The organism is Pigmentiphaga sp. GD03639, assembly GCF_029845405.1.
GTDB lineage: Bacteria > Pseudomonadota > Gammaproteobacteria > Burkholderiales > Burkholderiaceae_B > Pigmentiphaga > Pigmentiphaga daeguensis.
This window is the reverse complement of the sequence record NZ_JAOCLR010000008.1, coordinates 46,505-61,930: the sequence shown is the minus strand read 5'-3', so window position 1 is coordinate 61,930 and position 15,426 is coordinate 46,505. Positions and strand designations below refer to the sequence as shown.

18 protein-coding genes are annotated in these 15,426 nt (G+C 66.3%); all 18 read left to right on the top strand.

All coding sequences use genetic code 11. The annotated features are described in order from the left end of the window. Positions 1 to 224 precede the first annotated feature (224 nt). Entirely contained in the window at positions 225 to 1,130 is a 906-nt protein-coding gene (locus N5K27_RS10905) for a DUF3577 domain-containing protein (protein WP_213155032.1), read from the top strand. A 145-nt stretch (positions 1,131 to 1,275) separates the two neighbouring features. Then, on the top strand, positions 1,276 to 2,103 hold the full coding sequence (locus N5K27_RS10900; RefSeq protein WP_213155033.1) for a DUF932 domain-containing protein: 828 nt from the start codon (positions 1,276 to 1,278) through the stop codon (positions 2,101 to 2,103). A gap of 94 nt (positions 2,104 to 2,197) precedes the next feature. Next, positions 2,198 to 2,887: a DUF3275 family protein gene (locus N5K27_RS10895; RefSeq protein ID WP_003116823.1), complete on the top strand. Its 690-nt coding sequence runs from the start codon at positions 2,198 to 2,200 to the stop codon at positions 2,885 to 2,887. A gap of 94 nt (positions 2,888 to 2,981) precedes the next feature. After that, positions 2,982 to 3,323 carry a hypothetical protein gene (locus N5K27_RS10890; protein ID WP_003116822.1) on the top strand — a complete coding sequence of 114 codons (342 nt, stop codon included), beginning with the start codon at positions 2,982 to 2,984 and terminating at the stop codon, positions 3,321 to 3,323. A gap of 104 nt (positions 3,324 to 3,427) precedes the next feature. After that, entirely contained in the window at positions 3,428 to 3,835 is a 408-nt protein-coding gene (locus N5K27_RS10885; RefSeq protein WP_003116821.1) for a hypothetical protein, read from the top strand. Positions 3,836 to 3,851: 16 nt separating this feature from the next. After that, positions 3,852 to 4,112: a hypothetical protein gene (locus tag N5K27_RS10880; RefSeq protein WP_003090124.1), complete on the top strand. Its 261-nt coding sequence runs from the start codon at positions 3,852 to 3,854 to the stop codon at positions 4,110 to 4,112. A gap of 76 nt (positions 4,113 to 4,188) precedes the next feature. After that, the gene (locus tag N5K27_RS10875) at positions 4,189 to 4,836 is read left to right on the top strand and encodes a hypothetical protein (protein WP_213155034.1); all 648 of its coding nucleotides are present in this window, start codon (positions 4,189 to 4,191) and stop codon (positions 4,834 to 4,836) included. 40 nt (positions 4,837 to 4,876) lie between these two features. After that, complete coding sequence (locus N5K27_RS10870) at positions 4,877 to 6,010, top strand: DUF6094 domain-containing protein (protein ID WP_279816579.1); 1,134 nt, start codon at positions 4,877 to 4,879, stop codon at positions 6,008 to 6,010. Between the two features lie 50 nt (positions 6,011 to 6,060). Beyond that, on the top strand, positions 6,061 to 6,381 hold the full coding sequence (locus N5K27_RS10865) for a hypothetical protein (protein WP_060784102.1): 321 nt from the start codon (positions 6,061 to 6,063) through the stop codon (positions 6,379 to 6,381). 90 nt (positions 6,382 to 6,471) lie between these two features. Further along, the gene (locus tag N5K27_RS10860) at positions 6,472 to 6,777 is read left to right on the top strand and encodes a hypothetical protein (protein WP_062799904.1); all 306 of its coding nucleotides are present in this window, start codon (positions 6,472 to 6,474) and stop codon (positions 6,775 to 6,777) included. A 136-nt stretch (positions 6,778 to 6,913) separates the two neighbouring features. After that, on the top strand, positions 6,914 to 9,193 hold the full coding sequence (locus N5K27_RS10855; protein ID WP_213155036.1) for a helicase-related protein: 2,280 nt from the start codon (positions 6,914 to 6,916) through the stop codon (positions 9,191 to 9,193). A gap of 138 nt (positions 9,194 to 9,331) precedes the next feature. Next, positions 9,332 to 9,931 carry a PilL N-terminal domain-containing protein gene (locus N5K27_RS10850; protein ID WP_213155037.1) on the top strand — a complete coding sequence of 200 codons (600 nt, stop codon included), beginning with the start codon at positions 9,332 to 9,334 and terminating at the stop codon, positions 9,929 to 9,931. After that, positions 9,928 to 10,572 (top strand): hypothetical protein, encoded by a 645-nt coding sequence (locus N5K27_RS10845; RefSeq protein ID WP_213155038.1) that lies wholly within the window; start codon positions 9,928 to 9,930, stop codon positions 10,570 to 10,572. The genes N5K27_RS10850 and N5K27_RS10845 overlap by 4 nt, the downstream gene beginning before the upstream one ends. Before the next feature lie 12 nt (positions 10,573 to 10,584). Further along, a complete protein-coding gene (locus tag N5K27_RS10840) occupies positions 10,585 to 11,322 on the top strand; it encodes a TIGR03759 family integrating conjugative element protein (RefSeq protein WP_003050292.1) in 738 nt (245 codons plus the stop codon). After that, a complete protein-coding gene (locus N5K27_RS10835; RefSeq protein WP_003109780.1) occupies positions 11,304 to 11,894 on the top strand; it encodes a transglycosylase SLT domain-containing protein in 591 nt (196 codons plus the stop codon). Before N5K27_RS10840 ends, N5K27_RS10835 begins: the two co-directional genes overlap by 19 nt. Further along, entirely contained in the window at positions 11,891 to 12,439 is a 549-nt protein-coding gene (locus N5K27_RS10830) for an integrating conjugative element protein (protein WP_023657329.1), read from the top strand. The genes N5K27_RS10835 and N5K27_RS10830 overlap by 4 nt, the downstream gene beginning before the upstream one ends. 4 nt (positions 12,440 to 12,443) lie before the next feature. Then, the gene (gene traD, locus N5K27_RS10825) at positions 12,444 to 14,636 is read left to right on the top strand and encodes a type IV conjugative transfer system coupling protein TraD (RefSeq protein ID WP_279816352.1); all 2,193 of its coding nucleotides are present in this window, start codon (positions 12,444 to 12,446) and stop codon (positions 14,634 to 14,636) included. Continuing rightward, entirely contained in the window at positions 14,633 to 15,394 is a 762-nt protein-coding gene (locus N5K27_RS10820; RefSeq protein ID WP_013520779.1) for a TIGR03747 family integrating conjugative element membrane protein, read from the top strand. Before traD ends, N5K27_RS10820 begins: the two co-directional genes overlap by 4 nt. The last annotated feature ends 32 nt before the right edge of the window (positions 15,395 to 15,426 follow it).

The window sequence follows — 15,426 nt, the reverse complement described above, 5'->3', positions numbered from 1 at the left end:
ATGCCTGCTGACGTCGTCAGCGACATGCCAGGCAACCATCGGTCTTCGAGGTTGCGGCGCAGTTCCCACTGCGTGACCGAGCCAGCTCGCACCGCATCCTTCCGCGAGCGGCCACCAGCCTCTGGTGGCGGATGCTTTCGCCTTATCAACCCACCGCGGGGTCACGCACCTTCCCCGCATGCGTGGGCCGGTGTGTCTCCGCTTCATCCCAATGGAGATTCACCATGAACACCACGTCCAACGAGAAATCGTATTTCGACCTCCACACCTCGGGCATCGGCTACATCCAGCGTGTCCGTGAAGTGCCCGTCCGGGGCGGCCGCCGTGCGCAGCCTTTCCTGGCATGCACCATCGCCGCGCTGGTCGGCCCCGCCCGGGACCCCAGCTACCGCTACTTCGACGTCAAGGTCTCGGGTGCCGAGGCCAAGAAGCTCGTTCAGCGCTACATCGGCGTTGACGATCCCAAGCAGCGCCCGCTGGTGCGCTTTCGCCTCGGTGACCTGTGGGGCGATGTGTACATCCGCGACAAGGGTGAGCAGAAGGGTCAGGCCGCCGCGTCCCTCAAGGCGCGACTGCTCAAGGCCGAACTGATCGACCGGGCCGAACTGGCTTCGATCGAGCAGCACGAGTTGATCACCCGCGGCATCGGCTATCTCAACCGTCCGAAGGACGTCACCCCCAAGGATGGCGATCCGTTTCTGTCGTGCTGCGTCGCGGCACTGGCCGGGCCTGTCGATGAACCGGAGTATCGGTACTTCGACACCATCGTCGCCACCCCGGAAGCCGAGCACCTGGTTCGCCGGTGCGTTCAGGCCATCGAGGGTGACCGCAAGGTGCTGATCGCCTTCCGTCTGAACGACATGAAGATCGATCCGTACATCCGCACCAAGGGTGAGCACGCCGGGGAACCGGCCGCCAGCCTGGAATCGACGCTGGTCCACATCGGTCTCATCAAGATCGACGGCACCCAGGTCTATCCGACGAGCCAGGCGCAAGCCGAGGCGCCGCCGGCCGAAGACGCATCCGCGTCCGAAGCCGACGATGCCATCGACACGGCCACCGAGCCCGCCGAGCGCGAGCCCGAGGCGCAAGTCCAGGAGCAGGAGCCGGCATTGGCTGCTTCGTTCTGATCCGGCATGGCCCCTCACGGGGCCTTGTCGCTTTTCCTCCCCACGTACGCCGCGTCCCCAGGACGCGTGCTTGCGCATTTCATCCCCCGAGTTCCGCGTGGTCTCACGGCCACGCGGTTGTCGAATTTCTCAAAGGAGATCAGCCATGTCTCTGGTATCCCGCTTTGCTCCGCAATCCCCGATCCTGCGCTCTGATCGCCCACTCTCGGACGACCGCATTCGTGCCGTCGTTCCGTCGATCTTCGCCGACGCTCCACATGGGAGCCGGTCCAATCGGTATGCCTACATACCGACCTCGACCGTGCTGACCAAGCTGCGCCAGGAGGGCTTCGAGCCCTTCATGGTGTGTCAGACGCGCGTGCGCAACGAAGACCGGCGCGAGTACACGAAGCACCTCATCCGACTTCGCCATGCAAGCCAGATCAACGGCGACGAGGCGAACGAGATCATCCTGCTCAACAGCCATGACGGCACGAGCAGCTATCAGATGCTCGCCGGCATGTTCCGGTTCGTCTGCCACAACGGCCTGGTTTGCGGTGACACCACCGCAGACATCCGCGTTCCCCACAAGGGCGACGTGGCCAGCCAGGTGATCGAAGGTGCCTACGGAGTCCTCGAAGGTTTCGAGCGCGTGCAGAACGCGCGCGATGCGATGCGCACCATCACCCTCGATGAGGGCGAAGCGGAGGTCTTTGCGAACTCTGCGCTCGCACTCAAGTACGACGATCCGGCCAAGTCCACGCCTGTCACCGAGAGCCAACTGCTGGCCCCTCGGCGATGGGACGACCGCAAGAACGACCTGTGGGCCGTCTTCAACCGCGTCCAGGAGAACCTAGTCAAAGGGGGCCTGAACGGACGCACGGCCAACGGCCGCAATCAGCGCACCCGTCCGGTGCAAGGCATCGACCAGAACCTGCGCCTGAACCGGGCGTTGTGGCTGCTGGCCGAAGGCATGCGCCAGCTCAAGGCGTGATGCCACGCGGACCTCGCCCACCTCGGGCGAGGCCATTTCCTCTCATCCACCGGGTGCCGTCGGCGGCCCGTCATTCATCATCAGGAGAACCATCATGGCAACCCCATCGGCTTCCGAGAAATCGGTTGCGCCCATCGTCGTCCCCGGCCAGCTCACGCTGCGTACCATCCGCGGCAAGAACGGCCCGTTCACGGTTGGCCGCCTCGCGACGCACCTCGGTACTTTCGAGGTCAAAGACCCGGAGCTGGAGCAGTACCCCGAAGGCAAGTACGACGGGGAATTCATCATCAGGTACATCTTCCCGAAGTCCTATCCGGTCGGCGGCGGCATGCGGTTCGAGATCCGTGCCAGCCTCGACGGCATGACGCTCAACGGCATCGACAAACTCAGCCGCGACGAAGCCCGCAGCTTCGCCACCCAGGACGTCGATCCGCTCGATGAAGAGCAAGGGGCGCAGCCTGCGGCAACGCCGGCCAAGCCCACCAAAGCGTCCAGGCCCGCCAAGCCCGCACCCGTGCAGGCGTCCGCGGACCCGCTGGTCGATACCACGCCCTTCGGCGTGGATGCGCCACCGCCTGCTACGGCCGCTGCCCCCGGCAGCACCGAAGACGGTGACGCCGCGCTCTTCGGCCTGCTGTGGCCGCTGGGCGAGTCCGTGAAACTGGATTCGACCATCGACCGCCGCACCCTGCGCGCGCAGATCGCCCGCCTGGGCGAGCTGGGCTACGCGCTGGACTTCAAGACGCAGGAGTGGAGCCGCCAGGCCGAACCAAAACCTGCGTGATCGCAGACGCCGCATGCGCGGTGTTCTTCATCCACCCGCCGGGGTTCCTTTCCCATGCGGGGGAGGCCCTGGCCATTTTCTGGAGGTCTCCATCATGTCCACCATCGCTTGCGATACCCCGCGTTCAACGCTGGATGAACCCGCGTGGCGGGACCTTTGCAAAGCGGCCGCCGCACACGCCCAGCGCGGTTGCGGCTTGTCCTACGACCACTACGTGACGCTCTTCAGTTCGGCGATCGACGCACAGGCCAATCGTTTGCCGGATGAGCAACGTGCTCAGGCTCTCGAAATCGCGGCCCAGGAATGGGACTACGCAACACCTGCCGAACGGCAGGAAACCCAGGACTGGAATGCGGAGCATGGCTATTGCTCGCACGGGATCGAGTTCGGCTACTGCCCGGCCGGTTGTGATCGAGACGATGACGACTGGGATTGAGGGCGACGCATAGGTTCCTTCGCCGAAGATGCGGCATTCCATCACCCGCTGGGGGTTCTTCCCCACGGGGAGGCCTTCAGCTCAACTTTTCGAGGAGGCCTCTCATGGGCTGGTATTTCTCAAACCAATCGCGGTCCGAACTGATCGCGGAACTGATCGCACCGCAAGAGACCGAGCGCGCCAGCGTCAAGGTCATCGCTCACACCCTGCGCGGCAACGTGCTGTGGTCCGTCGCCGAAGTGACCGCCAAGGTCGAAGGCGTGCATCGTGATCTCGCACCGGGCCAGTCCCTGCGCTACATCCGCTGCGATCTGCTTGAACGAAGCGGCGGCCAGTGGGGCTACAAGTCCTTGGACGAGTCCATGCACCCGTACTACTACACGTGCCCGCTGTCCTATCTGGACCTCGCACCGGAGCAGTCCGCCGACTGGCGTGCAGGCGTTCGCGCCTACCACGCCCGGCGGCGCACACCCACGGCATCCGCGGCATCCGCCGCGGCGTCGATGGCCTGAGCCAGGAGGAACCGACATGGACCCGATCCTGGCAACGCTTCCGCCCTCGTTGCTGGCACTCGTTGAAGGGAGTTTGTCCAACGACGAAGTGTCCTCCGACGAGGAAATGCTGGCGTACTTCATCGACAACGGCCTCACCGAGGACCAGGCACGGCAGGCACTGACCTACCGCGACCAGTACCTCAACAACATCTACCTGGAAGGCTTCACGCCGATCACTTCGGCGGACGAGCCGCTTCACTTCAACCCGCACACCCGGCAGTTCGAGCCGGACTGAGCGGTTTTCTTCCACCCCCTGGGGCAGCACTTGCCCCAGCGGGCGGTGCTGTTCCCGTTCATCCGAGGACACCACCATGCCCGCAAACACTTCTTCCACGCTGTACCGCATCGACGAATGCCCGGACGTGATGGCCGACGCCTGCGTCGGCGATGACCAGGGCAACCTGATCTTCCTGTCCATCTGGGCGCGGGACACCGCCGTCCAGCAGTTCCTCGCTCGCCTGACCCTCGGGCGCGACGAGCAGGGACTGGACCAGTTCCACGTCATCACCGACCAGGGCGGCAGCGTCCCGGTATTCATCGGCAACGTCGATCGTCTGGAAAAACGCATCACGCGCGCGTACCGGCGGACGCTGTTCGGCTCGCTGTCCAACGTGTGGCTGTTCGACGGCCGCTGCGTCAAGCCCGACAAGGCCAACGCCAGCGCATTGGCACTGCTGCCGCGCGACAGCGCCCACCGGCTTGATCGCCTGTGGATGCTGGTGCGGGACACCTGCCCGTTGCCGCTGCTCGACCACTGGCGCGAGACCGTGCTGGAGTTGCTGCAAAGCCGCGAGATGCTGGTCCGCCTTCCGTTTGCCCTCGGGCCGCTGGAAGGCCATCGGCTCGCCATCGATGTGCCGGCGCTGACCCTGGCGCTGGGCTCCCTGATCCGCAGCGACGCGCTCACCGCCTATCCCTATCCGGCCAAGATTTGGACGCCGGAAGCGGTAGCGGCTTGACCCACCCTCGAAGGCACGCCATGGCGTGCCTCCGTCTTTCATCCTCGCCAACCAGGAGACTTCCATGGCCCTCATGTTCCCGCGGCTCGCCCGCAATTTCGTCAAGAACGGATATTTCCCGACCGACGAACCCACGCTCGAAAGAGCCCTCAACGCACTGAAGCCCAGCGACGGGCCGATGTGCATCCTCGATCCCTGCGCCGGCGAAGGCCTGGCGATCGCCGAAGCCGCCCATGCCCTCGGGCGCGAGCAGGCCAAGGCGTTCGCGGTCGAGTTCGACGCGGAGCGGGCACGCCATGCCCGCGGCCTGGTCGATCACTGCCTGCACGCGGACCTGATGGACACGATGATCTCCAAACAGTCCTTCGGCCTGCTCTGGCTCAACCCGCCGTATGGCGATCTGTCCAAGGACGTCAACGGCAACATCGGCTATCAGGGCCAGGGCCGTGCCCGCCTCGAAAAGCTCTTCTACCAGCGCAGCCTGTCGCTGTTGCAGTACGGCGGCGTGCTGGTCTTCATCGTCCCTGGCTACGTGCTCGACGCCGAGCTGGTCGGCTGGCTGACACGCCACTACACGGACCTGCGCATCTACCGAGCGGTGGAGACGCAGTTCAAGCAGGTGGTGATCTTCGGACGTCGGGTGCGCCAGCGCGAGCAGATGCCCGATGGCGTCAGGGCCGTGCGCAATCTGCTGCTGCAGGTTGGGCAAGGCGAAGTCGAAGCGGAGGAACTGCCGAGCGAATGGCCGTTCCTGCCGTACATCGTCCCCGCCAGTCCGGCCGAGCCGGAGCATTTCTTCCGCGTGACGATGGAGCCGGAGCAGTTCGCCGATGAAGTCGGCCGGCTGCAAGGCCTCTGGCCGTCGCTGGACACCCACCTGGGGGCCGCGCAGCAGTCGCTGCGTCCACCGGCGCGGGCTTTGTCCCACTGGCATCTCGCCCTGGCCCTGGCCGCGGGTGCGATCTCGGGGGTTGTGCGCTCCAAGACCGGGCGCGTGCTCGTCGTCAAAGGTGACACCCACAAGGACAAGACGCTCCAGCGGGAATTCACCGAACGCGAAGACGGCTCCATCGCCGAGACCCGCATCCTCATCGACAAGTTCGTTCCCGTCATCCGCGCATGGGACATGACGCCTGGCTCGGCGACACGGGGCGAGGTCTTGACCATTCGCTGATCCATCGGACGCGCTGCCGTCCTGCTGTACCACCTCGAAGGAGAAACACCATGTTCCCCAATCCGTTCAAGCGGCCTGCGCCGCACAAGCAACCGTTGTTCGCACCGAGTACGTTGAAGTTGAGCGAGAAGGTGCATTGGCTGGCCCGGCGAGGCCTGATCGACCCCTTGGCCTATGTCCAGCGCCATGTGCGCGGGGACTGGGGTGAGATCGATGAGGCCACACGCCAAGCCAACGACGTGGCGATCCAACAGGACAACCTGATGATCTCGCAGTTCAGGATCACGCCGGACCTGGCACTGATCGTCAAGACCAGCGAGGACCACCAGACCACGGTGGTCCAGCTTCCCGAAGAGCAAGACCTGATCTGACGGCACCACATCGTCATCCTCATCCACCTGACGGAGCCACTTCACTCCGCCAGGGGTGTCGTGGCTCAATGACCCATCAAGGAGGAGCCCATGGCATCGCATCGCATCGAAACCTACTGCCGGCGGCTGGCGTTCCCCATCGGGGCGCTCATCTTCAGCAGAGGTGTTGACCGCCTGGTCCGCGCGGGTCGCCTGGACCCGATTCCGTACTTCAGGCGCCACACCCGTGGCGACTGGGGCGACGTCAACATCCAGCAATGGCAGACGAACAGCAGCGCGCTTCAATCGGGCGCGTCGCTGGAATCGCACTACGTGATCCATCCGGGGCTCGCCATTCGCATCGTCACCGATGCGCAGCGCAGCGCTACCGTCATCGTGCTTCCGTCCGAAGACTGAGCACGGTTCACCCGCGGGCCACCCAGGCCAGCATCTTCAACCACCCTCGGCCACGCGCCGATTCTCTTCCCACCACGGGGCATGCCACTGCCCCGCTGGGGGTGGTGCATGCCCCATTTTTCTTTGGAGCATCACCATGTCCCTCGATCTCGAAACCAATTCCGCAGAAGCCGCGCCCGTCCAGGGCGAACTGCTCGACGCGGAATCTTCCCCTCTGACCCTGAGCCTTCAGGATTTCGTCGGCGAGTTCGGCGACGAACTGCTCGACGCCCTCAACAGCGCGAACCCGCCGGTCTATACCGGCCAACCGCAGGCGCACCGGCAACTCGTCGTCGCCAGCCTCAAGCGCAAGCTGTTCCCAGCCCAGGCCGAAGTCGTCCACGCCGCCGCCGAGCTGCTGATCGACCGTGGCGAACGCGCCGCGATCGTCAATGGCGAGATGGGCTGCGGTAAGACAACCGTCGGCATCGCCGCGGCCGCCGTGCTCAACGCCGAAGGCTACCGCCGCACTCTGGTCCTGTCGCCACCGCACCTGGTTTACAAGTGGCGGCGGGAGATCCAGGAGACGGTGGCCAGCGCCAAGGTATGGGTGCTCAATGGGCCGGATACGCTCGTCAAACTCATCAAGCTGCGTGAGCAGTTGGGTGTGCAGCCCACGGGCCAGGAGTTCTTCGTCCTGGGGCGCGTCAGGATGCGGATGGGTTTCCACTGGAAGCCCGTCTTCACCCAGCGGCGCACCCGCCACGGCGACGTGGCGGCTTGCCCGGACTGCGGCACGGTCATCACCGACCTCGACGGCGAGCCGGTCAACCCGGTTGCGCTCCAAGCCGAGGAGTACCGCAGGAAGTGCAGCCATTGCGCCGCGCCCCTGTGGACGCTGATCCGCCCGCGCAGCCTGTCCGGCAGCGACCAGTCCTCGGCCGTGCTCAAAGCCTTGAAGCGCATCCCGACCATCGGGGAAGTCACCGCGCAGAAGCTGATGCAGAAGTTCGGCGACGGCTTCCTGGCCTCGATGCTGGGCGACAACATCCACGAGTTCATCAACTTGATGGATGGCAACGGCGAGCTGGTGTTTTCTGACCGTCAGGCCACGCGCATGGAACGTGCGATGGCCAACATGGAGTTCGGCTTTGGCGAGGGCGGTTATCAACCCTCGGAGTTCATCAAGAGGTACTTGCCGCAAGGTACGTTCGACCTGCTCATCGCTGATGAAGCGCATGAGTACAAGAACGGGGGCAGTGCCCAGGGGCAGGCCATGGGCGTGCTGGCGGCGAAGGCTCGCAAGACCTTGCTGCTGACTGGCACGCTGATGGGCGGCTACGGTGATGATCTTTTTCACCTGCTGTTCCGAGCCCTTCCGGGGCGGATGATCGAAGACGGCTACCGCCCGACCACGAGCGGCAGCATGACCTCGGCTGCGATGGCGTTCATGCGCGATCACGGGGTGTTGAAGGACATCTACTCCGAGAGCACCGGCACGGCGCACAAGACGGCCAAGGGCACCAAGGTATCGGTGCGCACGGTCAAGGCCCCGGGCTTCGGCCCCAAGGGCGTCTTGCGCTGCATCCTGCCGTTCACGATCTTCCTCAAGCTCAAGGACATCGGCGGCAACGTCCTGCCGCCGTATGACGAGGAGTTCCGCGAAGTCGCGATGGACACGGCGCAAGCCGCGGCCTACCGCGACCTGGCGGGTCGGCTGACCGCGGAGCTGAAACAGGCTCTGGCGCGACGCGATACGACCTTGCTGGGCGTGGTCCTCAACGTGCTGCTGGCCTGGCCGGATTGCTGCTTCCGGTCGGAGACCGTGGTGCATCCGCGCACGCGCAACACCCTGGCGTTTGTCCCGGCTCAGTTCAACGAGTTCGAGGTGACGCCGAAAGAGCGCGAGCTGATCGACATCTGCAAAGAGGAGAAGGCGCAGGGCCGCAAGGTCCTTGCCTACACGGTCTATACCGGCACGCGCGACACCACGTCGCGCCTGAAGGTGTTGCTGGAGCAGGAAGGCTTCAAGGTGGCGGTGCTGCGCGCGAGCGTGGATGCCAGCCGCCGCGAAGACTGGATCGCCGAGCAACTGGACCGTGGCATCGACGTGCTCATCACCAACCCCGAGTTGGTCAAGACGGGGCTGGACCTGTTGGAGTTCCCGACGATCGTGTTCATGCAGTCGGGCTACAACGTGTACTCGCTCCAGCAGGCGGCACGCCGCTCCTGGCGCATCGGGCAGAAGCAGCCCGTGCGTGTGATCTACCTCGGCTACGCCGGTTCCTCGCAGATGACCTGCCTGGAGCTGATGGCCAAGAAGATCATGGTCTCGCAGTCCACCTCGGGCGACGTGCCCGAATCCGGGCTCGATGTCCTGAACCAGGACGGTGATTCCGTCGAGGTCGCACTGGCCCGGCAGCTTGTCGCCGCATGACACGTTCCACTTACGGCCCTTCGGGGCCGTTTTTTCTGCCGCTCCCGGTAAATCGGACGCTGCCTGGTTCGCATTGTTTGCTGCCGCTCGCGGCCTGAGCGGCGATGGTGAGGGCTCGATGTTTCAGGACGCCGAGCTATGTGCCCCTCTCCACCGTGGTTTCACTATCCCGAACGCCGCCTTCTGGCGGGATTTCTCGGCCTGCTGTGGTCGGTGCTGGCCGGTGGCTGCGCGACGACGACTGCGCCGGTCGCGCCCGACACCATCGCGGAAGTCTTGGCCGCGCCTGAACCCGAGGCTTCCGAGTACATCCCGGTCGTGCGCTACGCCCGCTACACACTGGTCGAACTGGCACCCATGGCGGCGCAGCGCGACCTGTTGTTGCAGACCATCGACGTGTCCATGCCCGAGGATGCCCGCGCCACGGTCGGGGATGGGCTTCGGCACGTGCTCAAACGCAGCGGCTATGGCCTGTGCCAGACCGCGCATGCCGTGATCGAGCTGTACGCGCTGCCGTTGCCGGCGGCACACCTGCACCTCGGCCCCATGACCTTGCGCGATGCGCTGCTCACGCTGGCTGGCCCGGCCTGGGAACTGCACGCGGATGACCGCGCACGGCAAATCTGCTTCGAGCGGCCCGGCGATCGCGCGGTCGCCGAGTCCCCATCCGAGCCACCCGCCACCGAGGCGGTGCAGACGTTCCCGCTGGCACCCATGGTTTCGGGAGGCCAGCCATGAACGCCCCGCAACCTGCCCAGCGATCGACCGCCGCCGTAGTGGTGCAGAGCCTGATGTGGCTCTGGTTGATCTTCCTCAGCGTCTTGGTGGCCCTGGGCTACCAGGCCCTCAGCGACCAGGCCGACCAGGAGCGGCTGGATTCCCGCCTGCAACGCCTGGAAGCGCAGGCAACTGGCTTGGCCGAGACGATCGAGGCCATCCAGCAGCGCCCGGCCGTCGCGACGGACGCTGACCTCAAAGACACCCGCCAGATTCTGGAAGCACGCGCGGCCCAGGTCGAGAAATCTCTCAGTGGCTACGCAGCGGCCGACGACCTCCAGGCGCTGCGCGCGGAGGTCGAGCAGATCAAGGCGCGCCAAGCCGCCGCACGTGCCACCGCACCCGCCCAGCGGCGCGCATCGCGCACGTCCGCCGCCTCCAAGACCGAGCTGCCGCCGCTGTCATTCCGCGTCGTCGGCGCCGAACTGCGCGCCGGCCAGCGCAGCGTGTCCGTCGCGCCGAGCACCGGGGACTTCACGCCCGCCCAACTTCAGGTGCTGCTGCCCGGGGATGCGGTCGGCCCGTGGCGCCTGCAGGCGATCGAGGGCAACACCGCAGTGTTCCAGGCCGGCAACCAGACCCGCCGCGTGGCGATTCCCTGACCGGAGCACCCCATGAAGCCGTCGATCCTCCTTTTCGCGGTCCTGGTGGCGTCGTCGCAATGGCCCGCCTGGGCGCAGCAGCCCGCAACGACCCCGGCGCGCAACGCACAGAGCCAGGAGCGCCCGCTGGCCGCCCGCGTGCTGGACGACCGGGTGGCAACCGAATGGGGCTTGCAGCCACAAGAATGGGCACGCTACCGCGAGCTGATGGATGGGCCGCTGGGTATCTACTCGCCCAACCTGGACCCGCTGTCCGCCCTGGGCATCGAAGCTCGCACGGACGAAGAACGGCGCCGCTATGCGGAACTGCAGGTGCAGGTGGAAGCGCGCCGCGTCGAGAAGCTGCTCGCCTACCAGCGCGCCTACGACGAGGCCTGGCAGCGCCTGAATCCGGGGATGCAGCGCGTGAACCTGCCCGATGACAAGCCGGGCGCCGGCACATCCAGCAGTCCCTTGCGCGGCAGCGGCCGCATGGCGGTGTTCGTCAAGGACGGCTGCGCAGCCTGCGGGCAGCTCGTGCAGCGCCTGCAATCCTCGGGCGCGGAGTTCGACCTGTACATGGTGGGCAGCCGCCAGGATGACGCGCGCATCCGCGACTGGGCCAAGCGCGCGCAGATCGACCCGGCGCGCGTGCGCGCCGGCAGCATCACGCTCAACCACGACGGCGGCCGCTGGCTGTCGCTGGGCCTGCCCGGCGATCTGCCCGCCGCCGTGCGCGAAGTGAACGGCCAATGGCAGCGCCAGCCGTAGCCATGCCCCTGCGCGCACTGGTGCTCACTGCCGGCCTGTATGCCGTTGCCGCCCTGGCCCAGGAGGTTCCGCCACCGGCTTACCAGCTTGCCGCCCAGCGCGCAGGCATCCCCTCGACCGTGCTCTACGCCGTGGCCTTGCAGGAGAGCGGCATCCGGCGCAACGGGCGCCTGGTGCCGTGGCCGTGGTCCCTCAACGTCGCCGGCCAGTCGCGCCGCTTCGCCACGCGCGCCGACGCCTGCGCTGGCCTGCAGCAGGCGATGCGCGCCACGCCGCACACGCGCATTGATGCGGGCCTGGGCCAGATCAACCTCGGCTACCACAAGCACCGCTTTACCGGCGCGTGCGACCTGCTGGATCCGTATCGCAACCTGGCCGTTGCCGCCGAGATCCTGAAGGAGCAGCACACCCCCGGCGAGGACTGGCTGCTGGCGATCGGCCGCTACCACCGCCCCGCAGGCGGCGAGCCCGCCGCCCGCTATCGGCGCAGCGTGTCGCGCCACCTTGCCCGCGTGCAGGGCACGCGACCAGCCGCCGCGGTCCTCGCGGCGCGCCAGGAGACCTCCCCATGACGAAACCCCATCCCGCCCATCTCGCGTTCACGGGCCTACTCATGCTGCTGTCAGGCCTGCCGCTGGCCTCGCGTGCCGGCGAGCCACTGATCGTTGTCGAGGACCGTGGCGGCACGTCGGCATTGCCGTACTACGAAGCCCTGAATCTCCAGCCGCGCGCCAACGCACCGGCGCGGCCGTCCATCCCGACGCCCCAGCTTCCTGCCACACCGGCGGACGAAGCCGCGATGCTGCCGGTGCGCAGCGCCAAGCTCACGCCTGGCACCGTCGCGCGGCGTGTGATTGAAGCGCCCGGCCTGCGGCCGTTCGTGGTCATCGGCGACGACGAGGCTTCCCGGGCCTGGTTGCAGCGCCGCGCCGCCGCTTTGCGCGAACGTGGCGCGGTCGGCCTGGTGGTCAACGTCGAGACCGCGCAGGGCCTGGCGCGGCTGCGCGCCCTGGTGCCGGGCGTGCCGCTCGCGCCCGTGGCCGGCGACGACCTGGCCGATCGCCTGGGCCTGCGGCACTATCCGGCGCTGATCACGGCCACCGGCATCGAGCAATGAAGCCATGTCGGGCAAACAGCCGGTCGAGGTTCTGCTACGCCCAGCGGTGGAGCTATACACCGTCGCGGCGTGTGCCGGCGCCGCGTTTCTGTGCCTGGTGGCCCCATGGTCGCTCGCGCTGAGCCCTTCGATGGGCGTCGGCAGCGCCTTGGCATTCGGTGCCTACGGCGCGATCCGCTACCGCGATGCCCGCGTCATCCTGCGCTACCGGTGCAACATCCGCCGTCTGCCGCTCTACGTGATGACCAGCAAGGACGTGCCGGTCAGCCAGCAGCGCTTGTTCGTGGGCCGCGGCTTTCTGTGGGAGCAGAAGCACACCCATAGACTGATGCAGACGTACCGGCCGGAATTCCGCCGCTACGTCGAGCCGACGCCGGCCTACCGGCTGGCCAGGCGCCTGGAGGAACGGATGGAGTTCGCGCCGTTCCCGCTGTCCCGGCTGCCCTCGCTCACGGGCTGGGACGTGCCTTTCAACCCCGTGCGCCCGTTGCCGCCTGTCGGCGGCCTGCCGCGCCTGCACGGCATCGAACCCGACGAGGTGGACGTCAGCCTGCCGCTGGGCGAGCGCGTCGGGCATTCGCTGGTGCTGGGCACCACGCGGGTGGGCAAGACGCGGCTGGCCGAGTTGTTCGTGACCCAAGACATCCGCCGCAGGAACGCCGCCGGCGAGCACGAGGTCGTGATCGTCATCGACCCCAAGGGGGACGCGGACCTGCTCAAGCGAATGTACGTCGAGGCCCAGCGCGCGGGCCGTGAAGGCGAGTTCTACGTCTTCCACTTGGGCTGGCCGGACATTTCGGCGCGCTACAACGCGGTGGGCCGCTTCGGCCGCATCAGCGAAGTGGCGACCCGGGTGGCGGGGCAACTCTCCGGCGAAGGTAACAGCGCGGCGTTCCGAGAGTTCGCATGGCGCTTCGTGAACATCATCGCTCGCGCCCTGGTGGAACTGGGGCAGCGCCCGGACTACATGCTGATCCAGCGGCACGTCATCAACATCGACGCGCTGTTCATCGAGTACGCCCAGCACTATTTCGCCAAGACGGAGCCCAAGGCCTGGGAGGTGATCGTCCAGATCGAGGCCAAGCTCAACGAGAAGAACATCCCCAGGAACATGATCGGGCGCGAGAAGCGCGTCGTGGCGCTGGAGCAGTACCTCTCCCAGGCGCGCAACTACGACCCGGTGCTCGACGGCTTGCGCAGTGCCGTCCGCTACGACAAGACCTATTTCGACAAGATCGTCGCATCGCTGCTGCCGCTGCTGGAGAAGCTCACGAGCGGCAAGATCGCCCAGCTTCTGGCACCGAACTACTCCGACCTGGCCGACCCACGTCCGATCTTCGATTGGATGCAGGTCATCCGAAAGCGCGCCATCGTCTATGTGGGCCTGGATGCGCTCTCCGACGCCGAGGTCGCCGCCGCAGTCGGCAACTCGATGTTCAGCGATCTCGTGTCGGTCGCCGGCCACATCTACAAGCACGGGATCGACGACGGCCTGCCGGGTGCATCGGCCGGCGCGCGCGTGCCGATCAATGTCCATGCGGACGAATTCAATGAACTCATGGGTGACGAATTCGTGCCGCTGATCAACAAGGGCGGTGGTGCCGGGCTACAGGTTACCGCGTACACGCAGACCCTCTCGGACATCGAGGCCCGCATCGGCAACCGGGCCAAGGCCGGCCAGGTGATCGGAAATTTCAACAACCTGTTCATGCTCAGGGTCAGGGAGACCGCCACGGCCGAACTGCTGACCCGGCAGTTGCCGAAGGTCGAGGTCTATACGACCACCATCGTCTCGGGCGCCACCGACAGCTCGGACATCCGTGGGGCGACGGATTTCACGTCGAACACGCAGGACCGGATCAGCAGCACCAGCGTACCGATGATCGAGCCGTCGCATGTCGTCGGCCTGCCCAAAGGCCAATGCTTCGCGCTGCTGCAGGGCGGCCAGCTTTGGAAGGTGCGCATGCCGCTGCCGGCGCCGGACCCGGACGAAGTGATGCCGGCGGACTTGCAGCAACTCGCGGGGTACATGCGCCGGAGCTACAGCGAGGCCACGCAGTGGTGGGAGTTCACCAGTTCCCCGGCCTTGCAGGATGCGTCCTTGCCCGACGATCTGCTGGATGACGCCGCTCCGGCCGAGCCTGGCGCGGTGGTCACCGGCGCCGAGGACAGCGCAGGCAACGAGGCATCGCCATGAAGGATGCCGCCTCAACCGCGCAACGGGAGCAGAACCAGCGCCAGGGCCTGATCGTCGGCACCATCACCTTGCCGTTCCGGCTGCTCGGGGTGCTGATCGGCTCGCTGCTGTTCTCGATCGTGGTGGAGTGCGTCGGCATGCACTTGTTCTGGAAGGATCAAGGCTGGCGGCATTCCCAGCAGATGCTGCAGTACGAGCTGGGGCACCTGTCGAACCACTTCACGCGCAGCGTGGTCGTGCAGGAGCCAGGGCGTACAGCACACCAACTGGTGGATACCGGCTACGAATGGGTGTTCGTGCGCTCAGGCTTGCTGGAGCGCACGAGCCAGACCGCAGAGCGCGCCCGTGCGCCCAGCCAGGGCAAGAGCCAGGACGGCGTGCGCAACTTCCGCTACTACATCAGCCAGGTCTATGTCTGGGCCGAGAGCTACCTGATCGCCGCAGCCTTCACGACGCTCACGTTCCTGGTGCGCCTGCTGGTCCTGGTGCTCACGCTACCGCTGATCCTTACCGCGGCCTTCGTCGGCTTGATCGACGGGCTGGTGCGGCGCGACGTGCGCCGGTTCGGCGCGGGCCGCGAATCGGGCTTCATCTACCACCGTGCGAAAGCCTCGTTGATGCCGCTAGCCGTGCTGCCGTGGGTCACCTACCTCGCGCTGCCGATTTCGGTGCATCCGCTGGTGATTCTGCTGCCCAGCGCGGCCTTGCTGGGACTCGCGGTGAGCCTGACCGCGGGCAGCTTCAAAAAGTACCTCTAAGCCATCAATCCGGTCATCCGCAGGTTCCTATT